Raw genomic sequence first — 16,381 nt, 5'->3', positions numbered from 1 at the left:
CCGACTACGACCACCCCGGGAGATCCCATGAACAACTTCATCCTGCACACCCCCACCAAGGTGCTGTTCGGCAAGGGCCAGGTGGCCCAGCTGCGCGGCCAGATCCCCAGCGACGCCCGCATCCTCGTCACCTACGGCGGTGGCAGCGTGGTGCGCAGCGGCCTGCTGGACCAGATCCGCAGCGAGCTGGCCGGCCTGACCCTGTTTGAATTTGGCGGCATCGAGCCCAACCCCACCTACGAGACCCTGATGGGAGCGGTCGAGTTGGCCCGCGCCGAGAAGGTCGACTTCCTGCTCGCGGTGGGTGGCGGCTCCGTGCTGGACGGCTCCAAGTTCATCGCCGCGGCCGCTCACTACGATCCGGCCAGGGATCCCTGGCACATCCTCGAGACCGTCGGGGGCGAGGTGGCCTCCGCCATTCCTCTGGGCAGCGTGCTGACCCTGCCGGCCACCGGTTCCGAGATGAACATGGGCGCCGTCATCACCCGCAAGAGCACAGGGGACAAGCAGCACTTCTTCTCGCCCTTCGTGATGCCGCGCTTCGCCGTGCTCGACCCCGTGCTCACCTACACCCTGCCCGCCCGTCAGGTGGCCAATGGGGTGGTGGATGCCTTCATCCACACCCTGGAGCAGTACCTCACCTACCCGGTGGATGCCAAGGTGCAGGATCGCTTCGCAGAAGGGCTGCTGCTGACCCTGGCGGAAGAGGGGCCCAAGGCGCTGGTGGAGCCGGAAAACTACGACGTGCGTGCCAACATCATGTGGAGCGCCACCCTGGCACTGAACGGCCTGATCGGAGCCGGTGTGCCCCAGGACTGGGCCACCCACATGCTGGGCCACGAGATCACCGCCCTGCACGGTCTGGACCACGCCCAGACCCTGGCGGTGGTGCTGCCCGCCCTGCTGCAGGCCAAGCGCGAGCAGAAGCGCGCCAAGCTGCTGCAATACGCCGAGCGGGTCTGGGATCTGCGCAGCGGCAGTGACGAGGCGCGTATCGACGGGGCCATCGCCGCCACCCGCGACTTCTTCGAGCGGATGGGGATCAAGACCCGGCTGCGGGATTACGTGGCCGACGCCCGGATCGACGCCCTGCTGGCCAAGCTCGAAGAGCACGGCATGACCGCCCTGGGTGAGCACGGCGACATCGACCTGGCCCAGAGCCGGCATATTTATGAGGCGGCCTGGTAAGCAGAGCGCGCCTGAACCGGGCCCAAGGCCCGGTTGCACCAGGGGGCCCGAACCCGCCAGCAGGCGGGGACGCGGCCCCCTGATCGTTGCAAAATGGTTACTTTTTCCCTTTTCATCTCATCAGATGAGCCAACGGCAGATTTCGTAAGAACAAAAAACGCTAAGGTAGAGGCCGGGTTAAACATTTTTTTTGACTGGTTGGATCACTTTTTTTAGCGCTTTTTGCTGGTATAAGCCCCTAATTTGGTTTGTTTTTTTTAATCATGGTCCGGGATGGGCTGAATTCTGTACCCGCCCGCCCGGGGCCGTGGTTGTAATAAAACTCCAAAATTTGATACTAATCACCCTCGCGCCTGAAAAGCGGGGGCCTGACCGTGACAGGAGGTCGAGGTGAAGCCTGCTGATTTTCATAACAAAGGGCCCGTGACCTGCACTTTGATCATGCCTTGTCCCCTCAGACATGAGAGACTTGGCGATGATTGTTTATTAACCATCAGGGAATAGTCATGCAGATTGGAATACCGAGAGAGAGTCTCGCCGGTGAGACCCGGGTCGCAGCGACCCCGGCCACTGTCGAGCAGCTGAAAAAGCTCGGCTTCGAGGTTGCCATCGAGGCCGGTGCCGGCCTGCGAGCCAGCTTCGATGATGCCGCCTTCGAGGCTGCCGGTGCCAGCGTGGTACCGAACGTCTGGCAAGCCGACCTTGTCTTCAAGGTCAACGCGCCGACCGAGGCCGAAATCGCACAAATTAAGGATGGTGCCACCCTGGTGAGCTTCATCTGGCCCGCCCAGAACCCCGAGCTGGTCAAGAAGCTTTCCGAGCGCAACATCAATGTGATGGCGATGGACATGGTGCCGCGGATCTCCCGTGCCCAGTCCCTCGACGCCCTCTCTTCCATGGCCAACATCGGTGGCTATCGCGCCGTCGTGGAAGCCGCGCACCAGTTCGGTCGCTTCTTCACCGGCCAGATCACCGCCGCCGGTAAAGTTCCGCCCGCCAAGGTGCTGGTCATCGGTGCCGGTGTGGCCGGTCTGGCCGCCATCGGGACCGCCGGTTCCCTCGGTGCCATCGTGCGTGCCTTCGATACCCGTCTGGAAGTGGCCGAGCAGATCGAGTCCATGGGTGGGGAATTCCTCAAGCTGGACTTCGGCGGCGAAGATGGCGCTTCCAGCGACGGTTACGCCAAGGTGATGAGCGAAGAGTTCATCAAGGCCGAGATGGAGCTGTTCGCCCAGCAGGCCAAGGAAGTGGACATCATCATCACTACCGCCCTGATCCCGGGCAAACCGGCACCCAAGCTCATCACCAAGGAAATGGTGGACAGCATGAAGCCGGGCTCCGTCATCGTGGACATGGCGGCCCAGGCCGGCGGCAACTGCGAATACACGGTACCGGGTGAACTGCATGTCACCGACAACGGCGTCAAGGTGATCGGTTACACCGATCTGCCGGGCCGCCTGCCCGCCCAATCCTCCCAGCTTTACGGCACCAATCTGGTGAACCTGATGAAGCTGATGTGCAAGGAGAAGGACGGCAACGTCGCCATCGACTTCGAAGACGTGGTACAGCGCAACATGACGGTGGTCCAGGCCGGTGAAGTGACCTTCCCGCCCCCCGCCATCTCCGTCTCTGCCGCCCCGCAGAAACCGGCTGCCGCCAAACCGGCCGCCAAGAAGGAAGAGGCCAAGCCCTCCAACAAGAAGTTCGTGTTCGGTGCCCTCGGCATCGCCGCCTTCGGTTGGGTGGCTGCCGTGGCGCCTGCCGCCTTCCTCTCCCACTTCACCGTCTTCATCCTGGCCTGCGTGGTCGGTTACTACGTGGTGTGGAACGTCTCTCACGCCCTGCACACGCCGCTGATGTCGGTCACCAATGCCATCTCCGGCATCATCGTGGTCGGTGCGCTGTTGCAGATTGGACAAGGGTCGACCCTGGTCACCGTGCTGGCCTTTGTCGCCGTGCTGATTGCCAGTATCAACATCTTCGGTGGCTTCACCGTCACTCAGCGCATGCTGAAGATGTTCCGTAAGGATTAAGGGGGTTTAACGTGTCTCAAGGACTGGTAACAGCATCCTATATCGTTGCCGCCGTGCTCTTCATCCTCAGTCTCGCGGGACTGTCGAAGCAAGAAACGGCCAAGCATGGCAACCTGTTCGGTATCGCGGGGATGGCCATCGCCCTGCTCGCCACCGTCTTCAACCCGGAAACCAGTGGCGTCCACTGGATCATCCTGGCCATGGCCATCGGTGGCGCCATCGGCGTGCGGCTGGCCCTCAAGGTCGAGATGACCGAGATGCCCGAGCTGGTGGCCGTGCTGCACAGCTTCGTGGGCATGGCAGCGGTGCTGGTGGGCTTCAACAGCTTCATCGATCTGCACCCCTCCGCCCCCGCTGAAGTGGTGGTCTCCGTCGGTTCCAACCTGGATGCGACCCTGGCAGCCGCCCGGGCGGCGTTCGAGCAGGCGGCAAGCGTCGCCCAGGTCGAGCACCTCTCCGGCGCCATGCTGAACATCCACCTGGTGGAAGTGTTCCTGGGCGTCTTCATCGGTGCCGTGACCTTCACCGGTTCCGTGGTGGCGTTCGGCAAGCTGCGTGGCCTCATCTCTTCCAAGCCGCTGATGCTGCCGCACCGCCACAAGCTGAACCTGCTGGCCGTGGTGGTCTCCATCGCACTGATGATCCACTTCGTCAACGCCGGTGGCTCCACCTTCGCCCTGCTGGTGATGACCCTGATCGCCTTCGCCTTCGGCTGGCACTTGGTCGCCTCCATCGGTGGTGCGGACATGCCGGTGGTGGTCTCCATGCTGAACTCCTACTCCGGTTGGGCGGCGGCGGCGGCGGGCTTCATGCTCTCCAATGACCTGCTGATCGTCACCGGTGCCCTGGTGGGTTCCTCCGGTGCCATCCTCTCCTACATCATGTGCAAGGCGATGAACCGCTCCTTCATCTCCGTGATCGCAGGAGGCTTTGGCTCCGACGGCGTGGCCTCCACCGCCGAGCAGGAGCTGGGCGAATACCGCGAGACCAACGCCGAAGACGTGGCCGACATGCTGAAGAACGCCAGCTCCGTCATCATCACCCCGGGCTACGGCATGGCGGTGGCGCAGGCCCAGTACCCGGTGGCCGAGATCACCCAGAAGCTGCGTGATCGCGGCGTCAAGGTGCGCTTCGGCATCCACCCGGTGGCCGGTCGTCTGCCTGGTCACATGAACGTGCTGCTGGCGGAAGCGAAAGTCCCCTATGACATCGTGCTGGAAATGGACGAGATCAACGATGACTTCGCCGACACCGACGTGGTGCTGGTGATCGGTGCCAACGACACCGTCAACCCGGCCGCCATGGAAGATCCGGGCAGCCCCATCGCCGGCATGCCGGTGCTGGAAGTGTGGAAGGCGCAGAATGTCATCGGCTTCAAGCGCTCCATGAACACTGGCTACGCCGGTGTCCAGAACCCGCTGTTCTTCAAGGAGAACACCCAGATGCTGTTTGGCGATGCCAAGGCCAGCGTCGAGGCCATCCTGAAGGCGCTGTAAGCGTTGACCGGATGAGACAAAAAGGGGGCTTCGGCCCCCTTTTTTTATGACCAGAGTGGATGACCGTGGCAGGGAACAGACAGGCGGTGGTGCCTGCCTGTCCGGACTGACTGACGAGTCCTGGCTCAATTAAAGTTGAGCAAAAGCACCAAAAAAACCACCTTAAAGGCCTCCTATGGGGCCTTTTTGTCATTTTCTCCGTGATTTTGCTCACATTTTGTGGTGTTGTCACACCAGTCGGGCATAATGCCCGCGCAAAAAGCGATTTTGCTCAATTTTATTTGAGTCCGCTTTGATTATCCTTGCCCAACGTTGACCGGATGACCCCATGATCGAGGTAGCCCCCTTGCGCGACGCCAGCACACTGACCGATGAAGAGCGCCATCTGATCGCCAGCTTCGAGCCTGCGGTGGCGGCGCTGTCCGCCCTGTTTGGCCCGGGCTGCGAGGTGGTGCTGCACGCCTTTGACAGCCTGCATGCCTCCGTCATCAAGATTGCCAACGGCCACATCACCGGCCGCCAGGAGGGAGAGCCGGTCACCGACTTCGCGCTCGACAAGTTGCAGAGTGCCGCCGGCAGTCAGTGGAGCAGTTATTTCTCCCGCACCCGGGAGGGCTCCCTGCTGAAGTCCTCGTCCATCACCATCAGCAACCGCGAGGGCAAACCCATCGGTATGCTGTGCGTGAATTTCAGTCTGGACACGCCCCTTGGCAGCCTGCTCGACACCTTTGCCCCGCCCGCAGTGCCCCCTGCCCACGGCACCGAAACCTTCGCCAGCTCGGTGGATGATCTGGTGGCGCAGGTGATCACCAAGGTGGACAGGGATCCCGGGCTGGGCAGCAGCGTGCGCAACAAGGCGATCGTGCACCGGCTTTACGACATGGGCATCTTCGAGATCAAGGATGCCGCCCAACTGGTGGCCGAGCTGCTCGGCATCTCCCGCCATACCGTTTACCTGCATATCCGCAATCACAAGGCGGAACTGGCCGAACAACAATGACGAGCCCGCACGCGGGCGCCATGAACATGAGACACATCGCAATGAACGCACAATGGACCGACTTTATTACCCTGCTCAAGCGTGAAGTGGTGCCGGCCCTCGGCTGCACCGAGCCCATGTCGGTCGCCCTGGCGGCGGCCAACTGCCGCAAGCTGCTGGGGCAGGTACCGACCCGCACCCGCGTCTGGGTCAGCGGCAATCTGTTCAAGAACGGCATGGGGGTCGGGGTGCCCGGCACCGGCATGATCGGCCTGCCGGTGGCCGCCGCCGTCGGCATCACCGGTGGCAACCCGGATGCCGGGCTGGAGGTGCTCAAGAGCCTCACGCCGGATCAGGTCGAGGCGGCCAAGGGGCTGCTGCCCACCATAGAGGTGGATGTGAAGGATGTGCCCGACGTGCTCTACGCCGAGGTGCTGGCCGAAGTGGAGGGGCACAGCGCCCGGGTGGTGATCTGTACCGACCACACCCGCATCGTGCTGATGGAGAAGGATGGCGAGGTGCTGATGGTGCAGGACAGCGCCCCCGGGGTGCAGATCCAGCCCGCCAAGGCCGACAAGCCCGCCATGACCCTGAAGGAGATCGTGGCCTTCGCCCTGGAGGTGCCGCTGGTCGAGATCGACTTCATCCGCGAGGCGGCCACCATGAACCAGGCGCTGGCGGACGAAGGGCTGCAGGGCTATGGCCTGCGCATCGGCAAGATCCTCACCGATCAGGTGGAGCGCAAGCTACTCTCCGACGATCTGATGACCCTGGCCATGCGCCTGTCGTCTGCCGCCTCCGATGCGCGGATGGATGGCGCCATGCTGCCCGCCATGTCCAATTCCGGTTCCGGCAACCAGGGCATTGCCGCCACCATGCCGGTGGTCGCCGCCGCCCGCTTTCTCAAGGCCGATGACGAGCAGCTGGCCCGTGCCCTGGTGATGAGCCACCTGGTGGCCATCTACATCAAGGCCTACCAGAACAAGCTCTCCGCCCTGTGTGCCGCCAGTACCGCCGCCATGGGATCGGGGGCCGCCATCACCTGGCTGCTGGGGGGCCAGTTCGAGCAGATCAGCCACTGCATCAACAACATGATTGGGGATGTTTCCGGCATCATCTGCGACGGCGCCGGCAGCGCCTGCTCCATGAAGGTCTCCACCTCCACCTCGGCGGCGGTGAAATCCTCGCTGATGGCCATCAACAACCTGCGCGTGCCCCAGAGCGAGGGGATCGTCTCGGACGATGTGGATCAGACCATCGCCAACCTGGGTCGCCTCTCCAGGGAGGGGATGCTGGATACCGACATCGAGATCATCAACATCATGCGGGCCAAGCAGCAGGGTAAGGACCAGTGACCCCGGAGTGCCGCCGTCGGCCATAAAAAAACCGGAGCCAGTGGCTCCGGTTTTTCATTGTCCGTTCGCTACTCAGCCGCGACCGAGACGGTTGTCCGGGTAGTTCTTGGCCAGCACTTCTCGGGCATGCTGGGCCAGGGTCGGCATCTTCAGGGTGTCATAGGCGTTGACCATGATCTCCAGCGCCTTCTCGGTTTCCACCGTGTCGGGATAGGTCTCGACGATCAGCTTGGCGCGGTTGGCGGCGGCGATCAGGGCGTCACGCTTGACGTAGTACTCGGCTACCCCCAGGTCATAGCGGGCAAGACGGTTCTTCAGGCCGATCATGCGGGCACGGGCATCGGCTGCATAGCTGCTGTTGGGGTAGTTTTGCAGCAGGGTCTTGAAGTCCTGGAAGGCCTGACGGGCGTAGGAGGGGTCCTTGTCATCCCGATTGATGCCGAGGAAATCCTGGAAGAAGTTGTAATCCGCCGCCATGTTGGTCAGGCCGCGCATATAGAAGACGTAATCGATGTTCTTGTGCGCCGGGTTCAGGCGGATAAAACGGTCGATGTTGGCGATCGCCTGGGCGGTATCATCCTGCTTGTAGTAGGCATAGATGAGATCGAGCTGAACCTGGTTGGAGTAGGCACCGAACGGGTAACGAGAGTCCAGCGCTTCCAGCAGTTCGATGGCATTGAGGTAGTTGCCGGTATCCAGTTTGATGCGGGCTTTCTGGTACAGAACTTCCGGCGGTTCGTCGGGAACCTTGGGTTTGGTGCTGGAACAGCCAGTGATCAGGGTAGCGACCAAGGCGAGCGACAACAGCAGGTGAGACTTCTTTCCCATCAACAACATCCGGTCCATTTCCACGAAATTGGCAAAGTATCCGTTATGCTTGGCTAAAAGAAAAGCTAGAATACCCGGATTATTTCGAATTGATACCCCCGCTCAAGAGACCATACATGAGCCAGCATATTGAACTGACAGGCGAATTTCAGGATCACCAATTCGGGCAACGACTCGACCAGGCCCTGGCCGAATTGTTTCCCGACTACTCCCGGACCCGCATCAAGGAGTGGATTTTACAGGACAGAGTGACCCTGGACGGTCAGGTTGCCAATACCCCGCGCGAGAAAGTGGTGGCCGGGCAGCAGGTACATGTGAATGTGGAACTGGCAGACGACACCCGCTGGGATGCCCAGAACATCGAGCTGAACATCGTCTATGAAGATGAACACATCCTGGTGATCGACAAGCCGGCCGGCCTGGTGGTTCATCCGGGCGCCGGTACGCCGGACGGCACCGTGCTCAACGCCCTGCTGCACCGCTACCCCGGCATCGCCGAGGTCCCCCGCGCCGGTATCGTGCACCGTCTGGACAAAGACACCACGGGGTTGATGGTGGTGGCCAAGACCATTCCCGCCCAGACCCACCTGGTGGAAGCCCTGCAGGCACGCCAGATCACCCGTGAGTACGAGGCGATTGCCATCGGTCACATGACCGCCGGCGGCACCGTCGATGCCCCCATCGGTCGTCACCCGACCCAGCGTACCCACATGGCCGTAGTGCCCAACGGGCGCGAGTCCGTCACCCACTACCGGGTGCACGAGAAGTTCCGTGGTCACACCCGTCTGCGGTTGCGCCTGGAAACCGGCCGTACCCACCAGATCCGTGTCCACATGGCCCACATCAAGCATCCGCTGGTGGGGGATCCCGCCTACGGTGGCCGTCTGCGTCTGCTGCGCAACGCCACCCCCGAACTGACCGAGGCCCTGCGCGGTTTCCACCGTCAGGCGCTGCACGCCACCATGCTGAAGCTGGCGCACCCCATCACGGGTGAAGTGATGGAGTGGCACTCTCCCACGCCGCAGGACATGGTGGCGCTGATGGAAGTGCTGCGGGCGGATACCCTGGCCAATCCGGACGATCTGGTCTGGAACTGATCCCGAGGGCGGCCTTGCGACGATTCCTGCCGTAACCTGCCCTCCATGATCTGATGCGGGGCCCCTTGACTGGTTGCAGCCAAGGGGCCCCGTTTTCATATGAACGAAAGGAGCCACAGATGAACTGGATCACACCCGACTGGCCCGCGCCGGGCAATGTCAGGGCTCTCTCGACCACCCGGGACGGCGGTATCAGCGAAGGGGTTTTTGCCGGCCTGAACCTCGGGGCCCATGTGGGCGATGCACCGGCCAGGGTCGAGGCCAACCGCGCCCGACTGCAGCAGGTGGCGGGGATCCCCGGCACTCTCAACTGGCTCAACCAGGTACATGGCATCGCCGTCCATCCGGTGAGCGACCGTTATGAGCGCGCACCGGATGCCGATGCCGCCTGTGCTCATGAGGCGGGGCAGGCCTGCATCGTGATGACTGCCGACTGCCTACCGGTGCTGTTCTGCGATCGGGCAGGCACCGTAGTGGCGGCGGCCCATGCCGGCTGGCGCGGACTGCAGGGGGGCGTATTGGAGGCAAGCATCGCCGCCATGGGCTGCGAGCCTGGCGAGATCCTGGCCTGGCTGGGCCCGGCCATCGGTCCCGCCGCGTTCGAAGTGGGTGGCGAGGTGCGTGAGGCCTTCATGGCGGAGCAGGCCGAGGCGGCGACTGCATTCGTGCCATCCCTCAACGAAGGGAAATGGCTGGCGGATATCTACCAGCTGGCCCGACTGCGCCTCGCCCGCGCCGGCGTCACCGCCATCTATGGCGGCGAATACTGCACCTTCAACGACAGCGAGCGCTTCTACTCCTATCGCCGCGACGGGCAGACGGGTCGCATGGCCTCCCTTGTGTGGCTGGAAAAATAGCCGAAGAGGCGCTGGCGCGTTGCCACAAGCGCCTCCTCACTCTCTGGTGATGGCCCTCCGCGACCATGTCTTGCTGCCGAGCAGGCTCAGGGTGCAGGCTGCCATTGCGAGGTCGTTTTCCCCCGGTCACCGCTATTGAGGAAAAAATAAACAGCCACCCCTTGAAATTGCCCTTCAAGACCACATCTTCCTTGTCAGAAAGCGATGTTGTTGCCGCGCATGCGGCGTCTGTCTTGAAGGGGGAGTGCAATGCGCCTCGATCGCCTGACCAGCAAATTCCAGATTGCCATTTCCGATGCCCAGTCTCTTGCACTGGGTCGTGACCACCAATTCATCGAACCCGTCCATCTGATGAGCGCCTTGCTCAATCAGGACGGCGGATCCATTCGTCCGCTGCTCACCTTGACCGGGCTCGACATCAATACCCTGCGCTCGCGCCTCGGCGAGGAGCTGGATCGCCTGCCCCGCGTCAGCGGGGTGGAAGGGGACGTACAGCTCTCCAACGGCCTCGGCCGCCTGCTCAACGTCTGCGACAAGCTGGCCCAGCAGCGCAAGGATCAGTTCATCTCGTCCGAGCTGTTCGTGCTGGCGGCCCTGGATGAAAAGGGGACGCTGGGCGAGCTGCTGCGTGCCCAGGGGCTGACCAAGGAAAAACTCGAGGCAGCCATCGACAAGGTCCGTGGCGGCAAGAAGGTGGAGGATGCCAACGCCGAGGAGAATCGCCAGGCGCTGGAGAAGTACACCATCGATCTCACCGAGCGGGCCGAACTCGGCAAGCTCGACCCGGTGATCGGCCGGGATGACGAGATTCGCCGCACCATCCAGGTGCTGCAACGCCGCACCAAGAACAACCCGGTGCTGATCGGCGCACCCGGCGTCGGCAAGACCGCCATCGTCGAGGGGTTGGCCCAGCGCATCATCAATGGCGAAGTGCCGGAAGGGCTCAAGAACAAGCGGGTGCTGTCGCTCGACATGGGGGCCCTGGTGGCCGGAGCCAAGTATCGCGGCGAGTTCGAGGAGCGGCTCAAGGCGGTTCTGAACGATCTGGCCAAGGAGGAGGGCAGCGTCATCCTCTTCGTGGACGAGCTGCACACCATGGTCGGTGCCGGCAAGGGCGAGGGTGCCATGGATGCGGGCAACATGCTCAAGCCCGCCCTGGCCCGCGGCGAGCTGCACTGCGTCGGGGCCACCACCCTCGATGAGTACAGGCAGTACGTGGAGAAGGATGCCGCGCTGGAGCGCCGTTTCCAGAAGGTGCTGGTGGAGGAGCCCTCGGTGGAGGACACCATCGCCATCCTGCGTGGCCTGAAGGAGCGCTACGAGCTGCACCACCATGTGCAGATCACCGACCCCGCCATCGTCGCGGCGGCCCAGCTCTCCCACCGCTACATCGCGGATCGCCAGCTGCCTGACAAGGCCATCGACCTCATCGACGAGGCGGCGGCCAGCATCCGGCTCCAGATCGACTCCAAGCCGGAATCCCTGGACCGGCTCGAGCGGCGCATCATCCAGCTCAAGCTGGAGCAGCAGGCGCTGATGAAGGAGGACGATGACGCCAGCCGCAAGCGCCTCGATCTGCTCAATCAGGAGTTGACGGAAAAAGAACGGGAATACAACGAGCTGGAAGAGGTGTGGAAGGCCGAGAAGGCTGCCCTCGCCGGTACTCAGCACATCAAGGCGGCGCTGGAGCAGGCCCGTCAGGATCTCGAGGTGGCGCGCCGCGCAGGGGACTTGGGCCGCATGTCCGAGTTGCAGTACGGCCGCATCCCTGAACTGGAGAAACAGCTGGATCTCGCCACCCAGGCCGAGATGCAGGAGACCAGCCTGCTGCGCAACCGGGTCACCGACGTGGAGATCGCTGACGTCCTGGCCCGCTGGACCGGCATTCCGGTGGCCCGCATGCTGGAAGGGGAACGGGAGAAGTTGCTGCGGATGGAGGATCAGCTGCACAGCCGGGTGATCGGCCAGGAAGAGGCGGTGGACGCCGTCTCCAACGCCATTCGCCGCTCTCGTGCCGGGCTGTCCGATCCGAACCGGCCGATCGGTTCTTTCCTGTTCCTCGGTCCGACCGGGGTGGGCAAGACCGAGCTGTGCAAGGCGCTGGCGGAGTTCCTGTTCGATACCCAGGACGCCATGGTGCGGATCGACATGTCCGAGTTCATGGAGAAACACAGCGTGGCCCGTTTGGTGGGGGCGCCTCCGGGATACGTGGGTTACGAGGAAGGGGGGTATCTCACCGAGGCGGTGCGCCGTCGCCCCTACTCGGTGATCCTGCTGGACGAGGTGGAGAAGGCCCACCCGGACGTGTTCAACATCCTGTTGCAGGTGCTGGACGATGGCCGCCTGACCGACGGTCAGGGGCGTACCGTGGACTTCCGCAACACGGTCGTCATCATGACCTCCAACCTCGGGTCTGATCTCATTCAGGAGCACCACTCCGAGAAGGATTACGACGAGATGAAGGCCATGCTGATGGAGGTGCTGACCCGCAGCTTCCGGCCGGAGTTCATCAACCGGATCGACGAGACCGTGGTGTTCCACCCGCTCGGTGAGGAGCACATCAAGTCCATCGCCCGCATCCAGCTCAAGAGCCTGATGAGCCGTCTGGAGTCCCAGGGCTTCGAGGTGGAGGTGAGCGAGGAGCTGCTGACCAAGCTGGTTCATGCCGGGTTCGATCCCGTCTACGGGGCGCGCCCCCTCAAGCGGGCGATCCAGCAGAAGGTGGAGAACCCGCTGGCCCAGGCCCTGCTCAGCGGTCGGGTCATCCCGGGCAAGACACTGCGGCTGGGGGCCGACAGCAACGGCCTCACCATGACCCAGTAATGGGATTGTCGATGAAAAACGCAGGCCTCGTGCCTGCGTTTTGTTTTCTGAGGGATTGAGATGCTGACGTTTTCCGTTTTGGTGGATGACGACGTTCATCTGCCTGGCTGTCTGCCCGAGCGAGGGTTGGCGCTGCTGCTGGAGTGTGACGGCCTCAGGGTGCTGTTCGACAGCGGCCGTGGCCGGGCGCTGTGCCACAACGCCGCCGTGATGGGGATCGATCTCGCCTCTCTCACCCATGTGGTGCTCTCTCACGGTCATTACGACCATGTGGGCGGGGTCGGCTCGCTGCCCGCTTATCCAAGACCCATCCCGCTCATCGCCTGTCCGGACGTGTTCTGCGAGCGGGGCTACTTCCTGTCGCTGCCCTTCTGGCGGCGCAACCTCTATCGCCTGTCGGGGGCGCTGGATCGGGAGTCGCTGTCGGCCAGAGGCTTGCTTCCCCACTGCTCGTCCGAGCCGATGTGGCTCTCGGATCGTCTGGTGTTCCTCGGCAGCATTGTGCGGCGCGACCGGGCTGCGCCTTCGCTACTCGGCTACATAGTGCGGGGTGGGCGGGTGGAGAAAGACCTCATCAGCGACGACTCGGCGCTGGCCTACAAGAGCGAGCAGGGGCTCATCGTCTTTATCGGCTGCGGTCACGCCGGGGTCGAGAACATCATCGAGTGTGCCAAGGAGGTGTGTGGCGACGAGCGGATCCACGCCGTCATCGGCGGCCTGCACCTGAAGTTTTCCGGCCCGCAGCGGGCGGTGGCGCTCGGAGCCTATCTGCAGGAAGAGGCGGTGGAGCGGTTGTTTGCCTGCCACTGCACCGGCAGCAGAAAGGCGGGGCTGCCGCGCCAGCACCAGATCGGGGCGGGTTTTGAGCACAGTTTTTCGGCGTAAAAAAAGCGGCAATCCGAAGATTGCCGGGAGGAATGTATTCGATGCGATCTGACGTGGGTTGAGCGGATCGCAGGGGCAAGCCCCAGGGTCGGCAGGCACAGTCAGCGACCATGCCCGCCTTACAGTCAGTCGGGATACGCTCTCCACCCCGGCTGACCAGCTTCGCTATCGCGTCTGTCCCCCGCCGTGTTGCCGCGATAGGAGGACAGAGGCAATCAAATCAATTCGTTACAGCATGCCTGGGATGGCAGCCTTCATTTCAGATGGCCAGACGCCGACCTGGACCTGACCGATGTGCTCTTTTTGCAGCAGCAGCATGGCGAGGCGGGATTGGCCGATGCCGCCACCGATGGTCTGGGGCATCTCGCCCGCCAGCAGCGCCTGGTGCCAGTCACATTGCAGGCGATCCTCGTCCCCCGTGGTGGCGAGCTGGCGGCGCAGGGCCTCTGCGTCCACCCGGATCCCCATGGAGGAGATCTCGAAGCTGTCTTCCAGCACCGGGTTCCACACCAGGATGTCACCGTTCAGACCCGCCAGCCCCAGCTCGCTCTCGCTGCTCCAGTCGTCGTAGTCCGGGGCTCGCACGTCGTGGCGTTCGCCGTGGGAGAGGGCGCCACCGATACCGATGAGGAAGACCGCTCCCAGCTCTTTGGCGATGGCGCGCTCGCGTCCCTTGGCATCGAGGTCCGGGTAGCGGGTCAGCAGCTCTTCACTGTGCAGGAACTGGATATCCGCTGGCAGGAAGGGGGTCAGCTCATGCTCGGCACAGACCGCGCGCTCGGTGGCCTTGATGGCGGCCCAGATGCCGCGCACCGTCTCCTGCAGATAGGCGAGATCCCGGCGCTCGCCCGGCATCACCTTCTCCCAGTCCCACTGGTCGACGTAGACGGAGTGAATGGGGCTGAGACGATCCTCGTCCGGACGCAGTGCCTTCATGTGGGTGTAGATGCCTTCACCCGGGCCGAAACCGAAGCGACCCAGAGTCTGGCGCTTCCACTTGGCCAGGGAGTGGACCACCTCATAGCTGTGCTCCGGCAGGGTTTTCACCTTGACCTGCACTGCATGCTCGCAGCCGGAGAGGTTGTCCTGGGTACCGTCACCGACCCGGCTCAGAATGGGGGCTTGTACCTCCATCAGGCCGAGTTGCAGTGCGAGTTGGCGGGAGAACATCTCTTTGACGAAGCTGATCTGCTGTTGGCTGCGGATGTAGTGCTGTTTCATGCTGAATTACCTGTCGTGAATCCGTTGAATGCGGTGATTCTTCAACAGAATGCCAACTAAATTCAATATTCGATAATTGAAATAGGCTTTGTGTGTTTTTTTCTTCAAAATAAGCCATCAATTAATGATGAATCATTAAAAGGAGCGCAAAAAAGTGTCAGAAAATTATCGGATCGATAATCTCGATCAGGCCATCCTCTCCGCCCTGATGGAGAATGCGCGCCTGCCTTACGCCGAGCTGGCCAAACAACTGCTGGTGAGCCCGGGCACCATCCACGTGCGGGTAGAGAAGATGAAGCAGGCGGGCATCATCGAGGGAACGCGGGTGCAGGTGAACCCCAAGAAGCTGGGCTACGACGTCTGCTGCTTCATCGGGATCAACCTCAAGAGCGCCAAGGATTACCCGTCGGCCCTCGCCAAACTGCAGGCGCTGGACGAGGTGGTGGAGGCCTACTACACCACGGGCCACTACAGCATCTTCATGAAGGTGATGACCCGCTCCATCGACGAGTTGCAGACGGTACTGATCCACAAGATCCAGACCATCGACGAGATCCAGTCCACCGAGACGCTGATTTCGCTGCAAAACCCGATCCTGCGGGATGTGAAGCCTTGAGTCGGGTGGTCTGAGGGGGGCGTAGAGACCCCTCTCCCGTGATAGACCCTGTCCGCGCAGCAGAATTCGACCCTGCGGGAGATGACACCCTGAACGGTGGATCAGGGTTCGATATAGGGGATGCCGTATTTGTCGTAGAGGGCTTTGAGCCGGCCGTCCCGCTTCATGTGCAGCAGTTCGGCATCATAGGCGGCCATCAGGGCCGGGGTGTCGGCATTGGCCCGGGAACGGGTCCAGACATTGAAGTAGGGGCTGGTCTTGAGGGGTTTTGGCAGGTAGTCGAGCTTGCCTTCCAGTCCCTCCTCTCTTATCTGGGTGAAGGCGGTGACCAGGGACATGGGCACCACGTCGATGCGACCGGCGATGAGTTTGCGCAGTTGCAGCTGGTTGATGGGGATCTCCTGGAAGTGATAGCTCGGGTCTGTCATGGCTGCCGCGAGCTCGGGGGTATAGGAGAAGTCCCGGGTGACACCGATACGCCAGGGTTTGAGATCCGTCAGATGGTCATAGTGGATCCGGCCCGCGGACTCCTTGCGTATGAAGAAGTGCCAGCTATGGAGCATATGGGCCTGTTTGGGGTAGAGCAGATAGGCCTCCCGCTCCGGTTTGTAGGAGTGGGTCAGCAGCAGGTCATAGAAGCCGCTTTCGGCATTGCGGGTGAGCCTGGCTCCCGAATCGATGAGTTCAATCCTGATGGGGGTATGGAGCGTGCCGAAGATGGCGGTGACGAGATCAACGTCCAGCCCGCGAGGGTGTCCCTGTGCATCCAGCCACTTGAGAGGGGGCTCCAGGATGCCACCAATGACCAGCTCCCTGGCTGACAGCCAGCAGGGCAGCAGCAAGCAGAATACGAGCAAGCGTCGCACGTTACATCTCCTGAGCACTCGGGACGGGGTCGCATCCGGCAGGGACTGTGACCGGCACCTATCTAACTAGAGACGACCACGGATGGCAAACCCTGAAATGGGGAGGGGACAAACGAACGGTGCCGGTGGGAGGGGGG

At 62.5% G+C, this 16,381-nt stretch carries 13 protein-coding genes; 10 read left to right on the top strand and 3 right to left on the bottom strand.

Annotated elements, in window-relative coordinates:
• Window positions 1-27: 27 nt before the first annotated feature.
• The 5 genes from yqhD (at window position 28) to BN1120_RS08585 (ending at window position 7,051) form a co-directional block, all read left to right on the top strand.
• The gene (gene yqhD, locus BN1120_RS08605; protein WP_025202522.1) at window positions 28-1,188 is read left to right on the top strand and encodes an alcohol dehydrogenase; all 1,161 of its coding nucleotides are present in this window, start codon (window positions 28-30) and stop codon (window positions 1,186-1,188) included.
• Between the two features lie 506 nt (window positions 1,189-1,694).
• Window positions 1,695-3,221, top strand: a complete 1,527-nt coding sequence (locus tag BN1120_RS08600) for a Re/Si-specific NAD(P)(+) transhydrogenase subunit alpha (RefSeq protein ID WP_010675996.1) — start codon at window positions 1,695-1,697, stop codon at window positions 3,219-3,221.
• Between the two features lie 11 nt (window positions 3,222-3,232).
• Window positions 3,233-4,717 (top strand): Re/Si-specific NAD(P)(+) transhydrogenase subunit beta, encoded by a 1,485-nt coding sequence (pntB, locus tag BN1120_RS08595; RefSeq protein ID WP_010675995.1) that lies wholly within the window; start codon window positions 3,233-3,235, stop codon window positions 4,715-4,717.
• 328 nt (window positions 4,718-5,045) lie between these two features.
• Window positions 5,046-5,717: a helix-turn-helix transcriptional regulator gene (locus BN1120_RS08590; RefSeq protein WP_042015632.1), complete on the top strand. Its 672-nt coding sequence runs from the start codon at window positions 5,046-5,048 to the stop codon at window positions 5,715-5,717.
• 26 nt (window positions 5,718-5,743) lie between these two features.
• Window positions 5,744-7,051 (top strand): L-cysteine desulfidase family protein, encoded by a 1,308-nt coding sequence (locus tag BN1120_RS08585; RefSeq protein WP_042015668.1) that lies wholly within the window; start codon window positions 5,744-5,746, stop codon window positions 7,049-7,051.
• Window positions 7,052-7,123: 72 nt separating this feature from the next.
• Here the strand turns inward: BN1120_RS08585 and BN1120_RS08580 are convergent, their stop codons facing one another.
• Window positions 7,124-7,879: an outer membrane protein assembly factor BamD gene (locus BN1120_RS08580; protein WP_042015667.1), complete on the bottom strand. Its 756-nt coding sequence runs from the start codon at window positions 7,877-7,879 to the stop codon at window positions 7,124-7,126.
• A 116-nt stretch (window positions 7,880-7,995) separates the two neighbouring features.
• Between BN1120_RS08580 and rluD the strand changes: the two genes are divergently transcribed.
• From rluD to BN1120_RS08560, 4 genes are all read left to right on the top strand, one after another.
• Window positions 7,996-8,976, top strand: a complete 981-nt coding sequence (gene rluD, locus BN1120_RS08575; RefSeq protein ID WP_010675991.1) for a 23S rRNA pseudouridine(1911/1915/1917) synthase RluD — start codon at window positions 7,996-7,998, stop codon at window positions 8,974-8,976.
• Between the two features lie 119 nt (window positions 8,977-9,095).
• The gene (gene pgeF, locus BN1120_RS08570) at window positions 9,096-9,833 is read left to right on the top strand and encodes a peptidoglycan editing factor PgeF (protein ID WP_042015631.1); all 738 of its coding nucleotides are present in this window, start codon (window positions 9,096-9,098) and stop codon (window positions 9,831-9,833) included.
• A 249-nt stretch (window positions 9,834-10,082) separates the two neighbouring features.
• Window positions 10,083-12,656 carry an ATP-dependent chaperone ClpB gene (gene clpB, locus BN1120_RS08565; protein ID WP_039039623.1) on the top strand — a complete coding sequence of 858 codons (2,574 nt, stop codon included), beginning with the start codon at window positions 10,083-10,085 and terminating at the stop codon, window positions 12,654-12,656.
• A 60-nt stretch (window positions 12,657-12,716) separates the two neighbouring features.
• The gene (locus BN1120_RS08560; protein WP_042015630.1) at window positions 12,717-13,541 is read left to right on the top strand and encodes an MBL fold metallo-hydrolase; all 825 of its coding nucleotides are present in this window, start codon (window positions 12,717-12,719) and stop codon (window positions 13,539-13,541) included.
• Between the two features lie 228 nt (window positions 13,542-13,769).
• Here the strand turns inward: BN1120_RS08560 and asnA are convergent, their stop codons facing one another.
• Window positions 13,770-14,762, bottom strand: coding sequence for an aspartate--ammonia ligase (gene asnA / locus BN1120_RS08555; protein ID WP_042015629.1), 993 nt, complete (start codon window positions 14,760-14,762; stop codon window positions 13,770-13,772).
• A 154-nt stretch (window positions 14,763-14,916) separates the two neighbouring features.
• On the opposite strand from asnA, the gene asnC reads away from it, so the two are divergent.
• Window positions 14,917-15,378, top strand: coding sequence for a transcriptional regulator AsnC (asnC, locus tag BN1120_RS08550; protein WP_041214272.1), 462 nt, complete (start codon window positions 14,917-14,919; stop codon window positions 15,376-15,378).
• A 101-nt stretch (window positions 15,379-15,479) separates the two neighbouring features.
• Here asnC and BN1120_RS08545 read toward each other — a convergent pair whose 3' ends face one another.
• Window positions 15,480-16,244, bottom strand: coding sequence for a substrate-binding periplasmic protein (locus tag BN1120_RS08545; protein WP_042015628.1), 765 nt, complete (start codon window positions 16,242-16,244; stop codon window positions 15,480-15,482).
• Window positions 16,245-16,381 lie beyond the last annotated feature (137 nt).

This window comes from Aeromonas caviae, from assembly GCF_000819785.1.
GTDB lineage: Bacteria > Pseudomonadota > Gammaproteobacteria > Enterobacterales > Aeromonadaceae > Aeromonas > Aeromonas caviae.
This window is presented reverse-complemented; position numbering and strand designations above follow the sequence as displayed.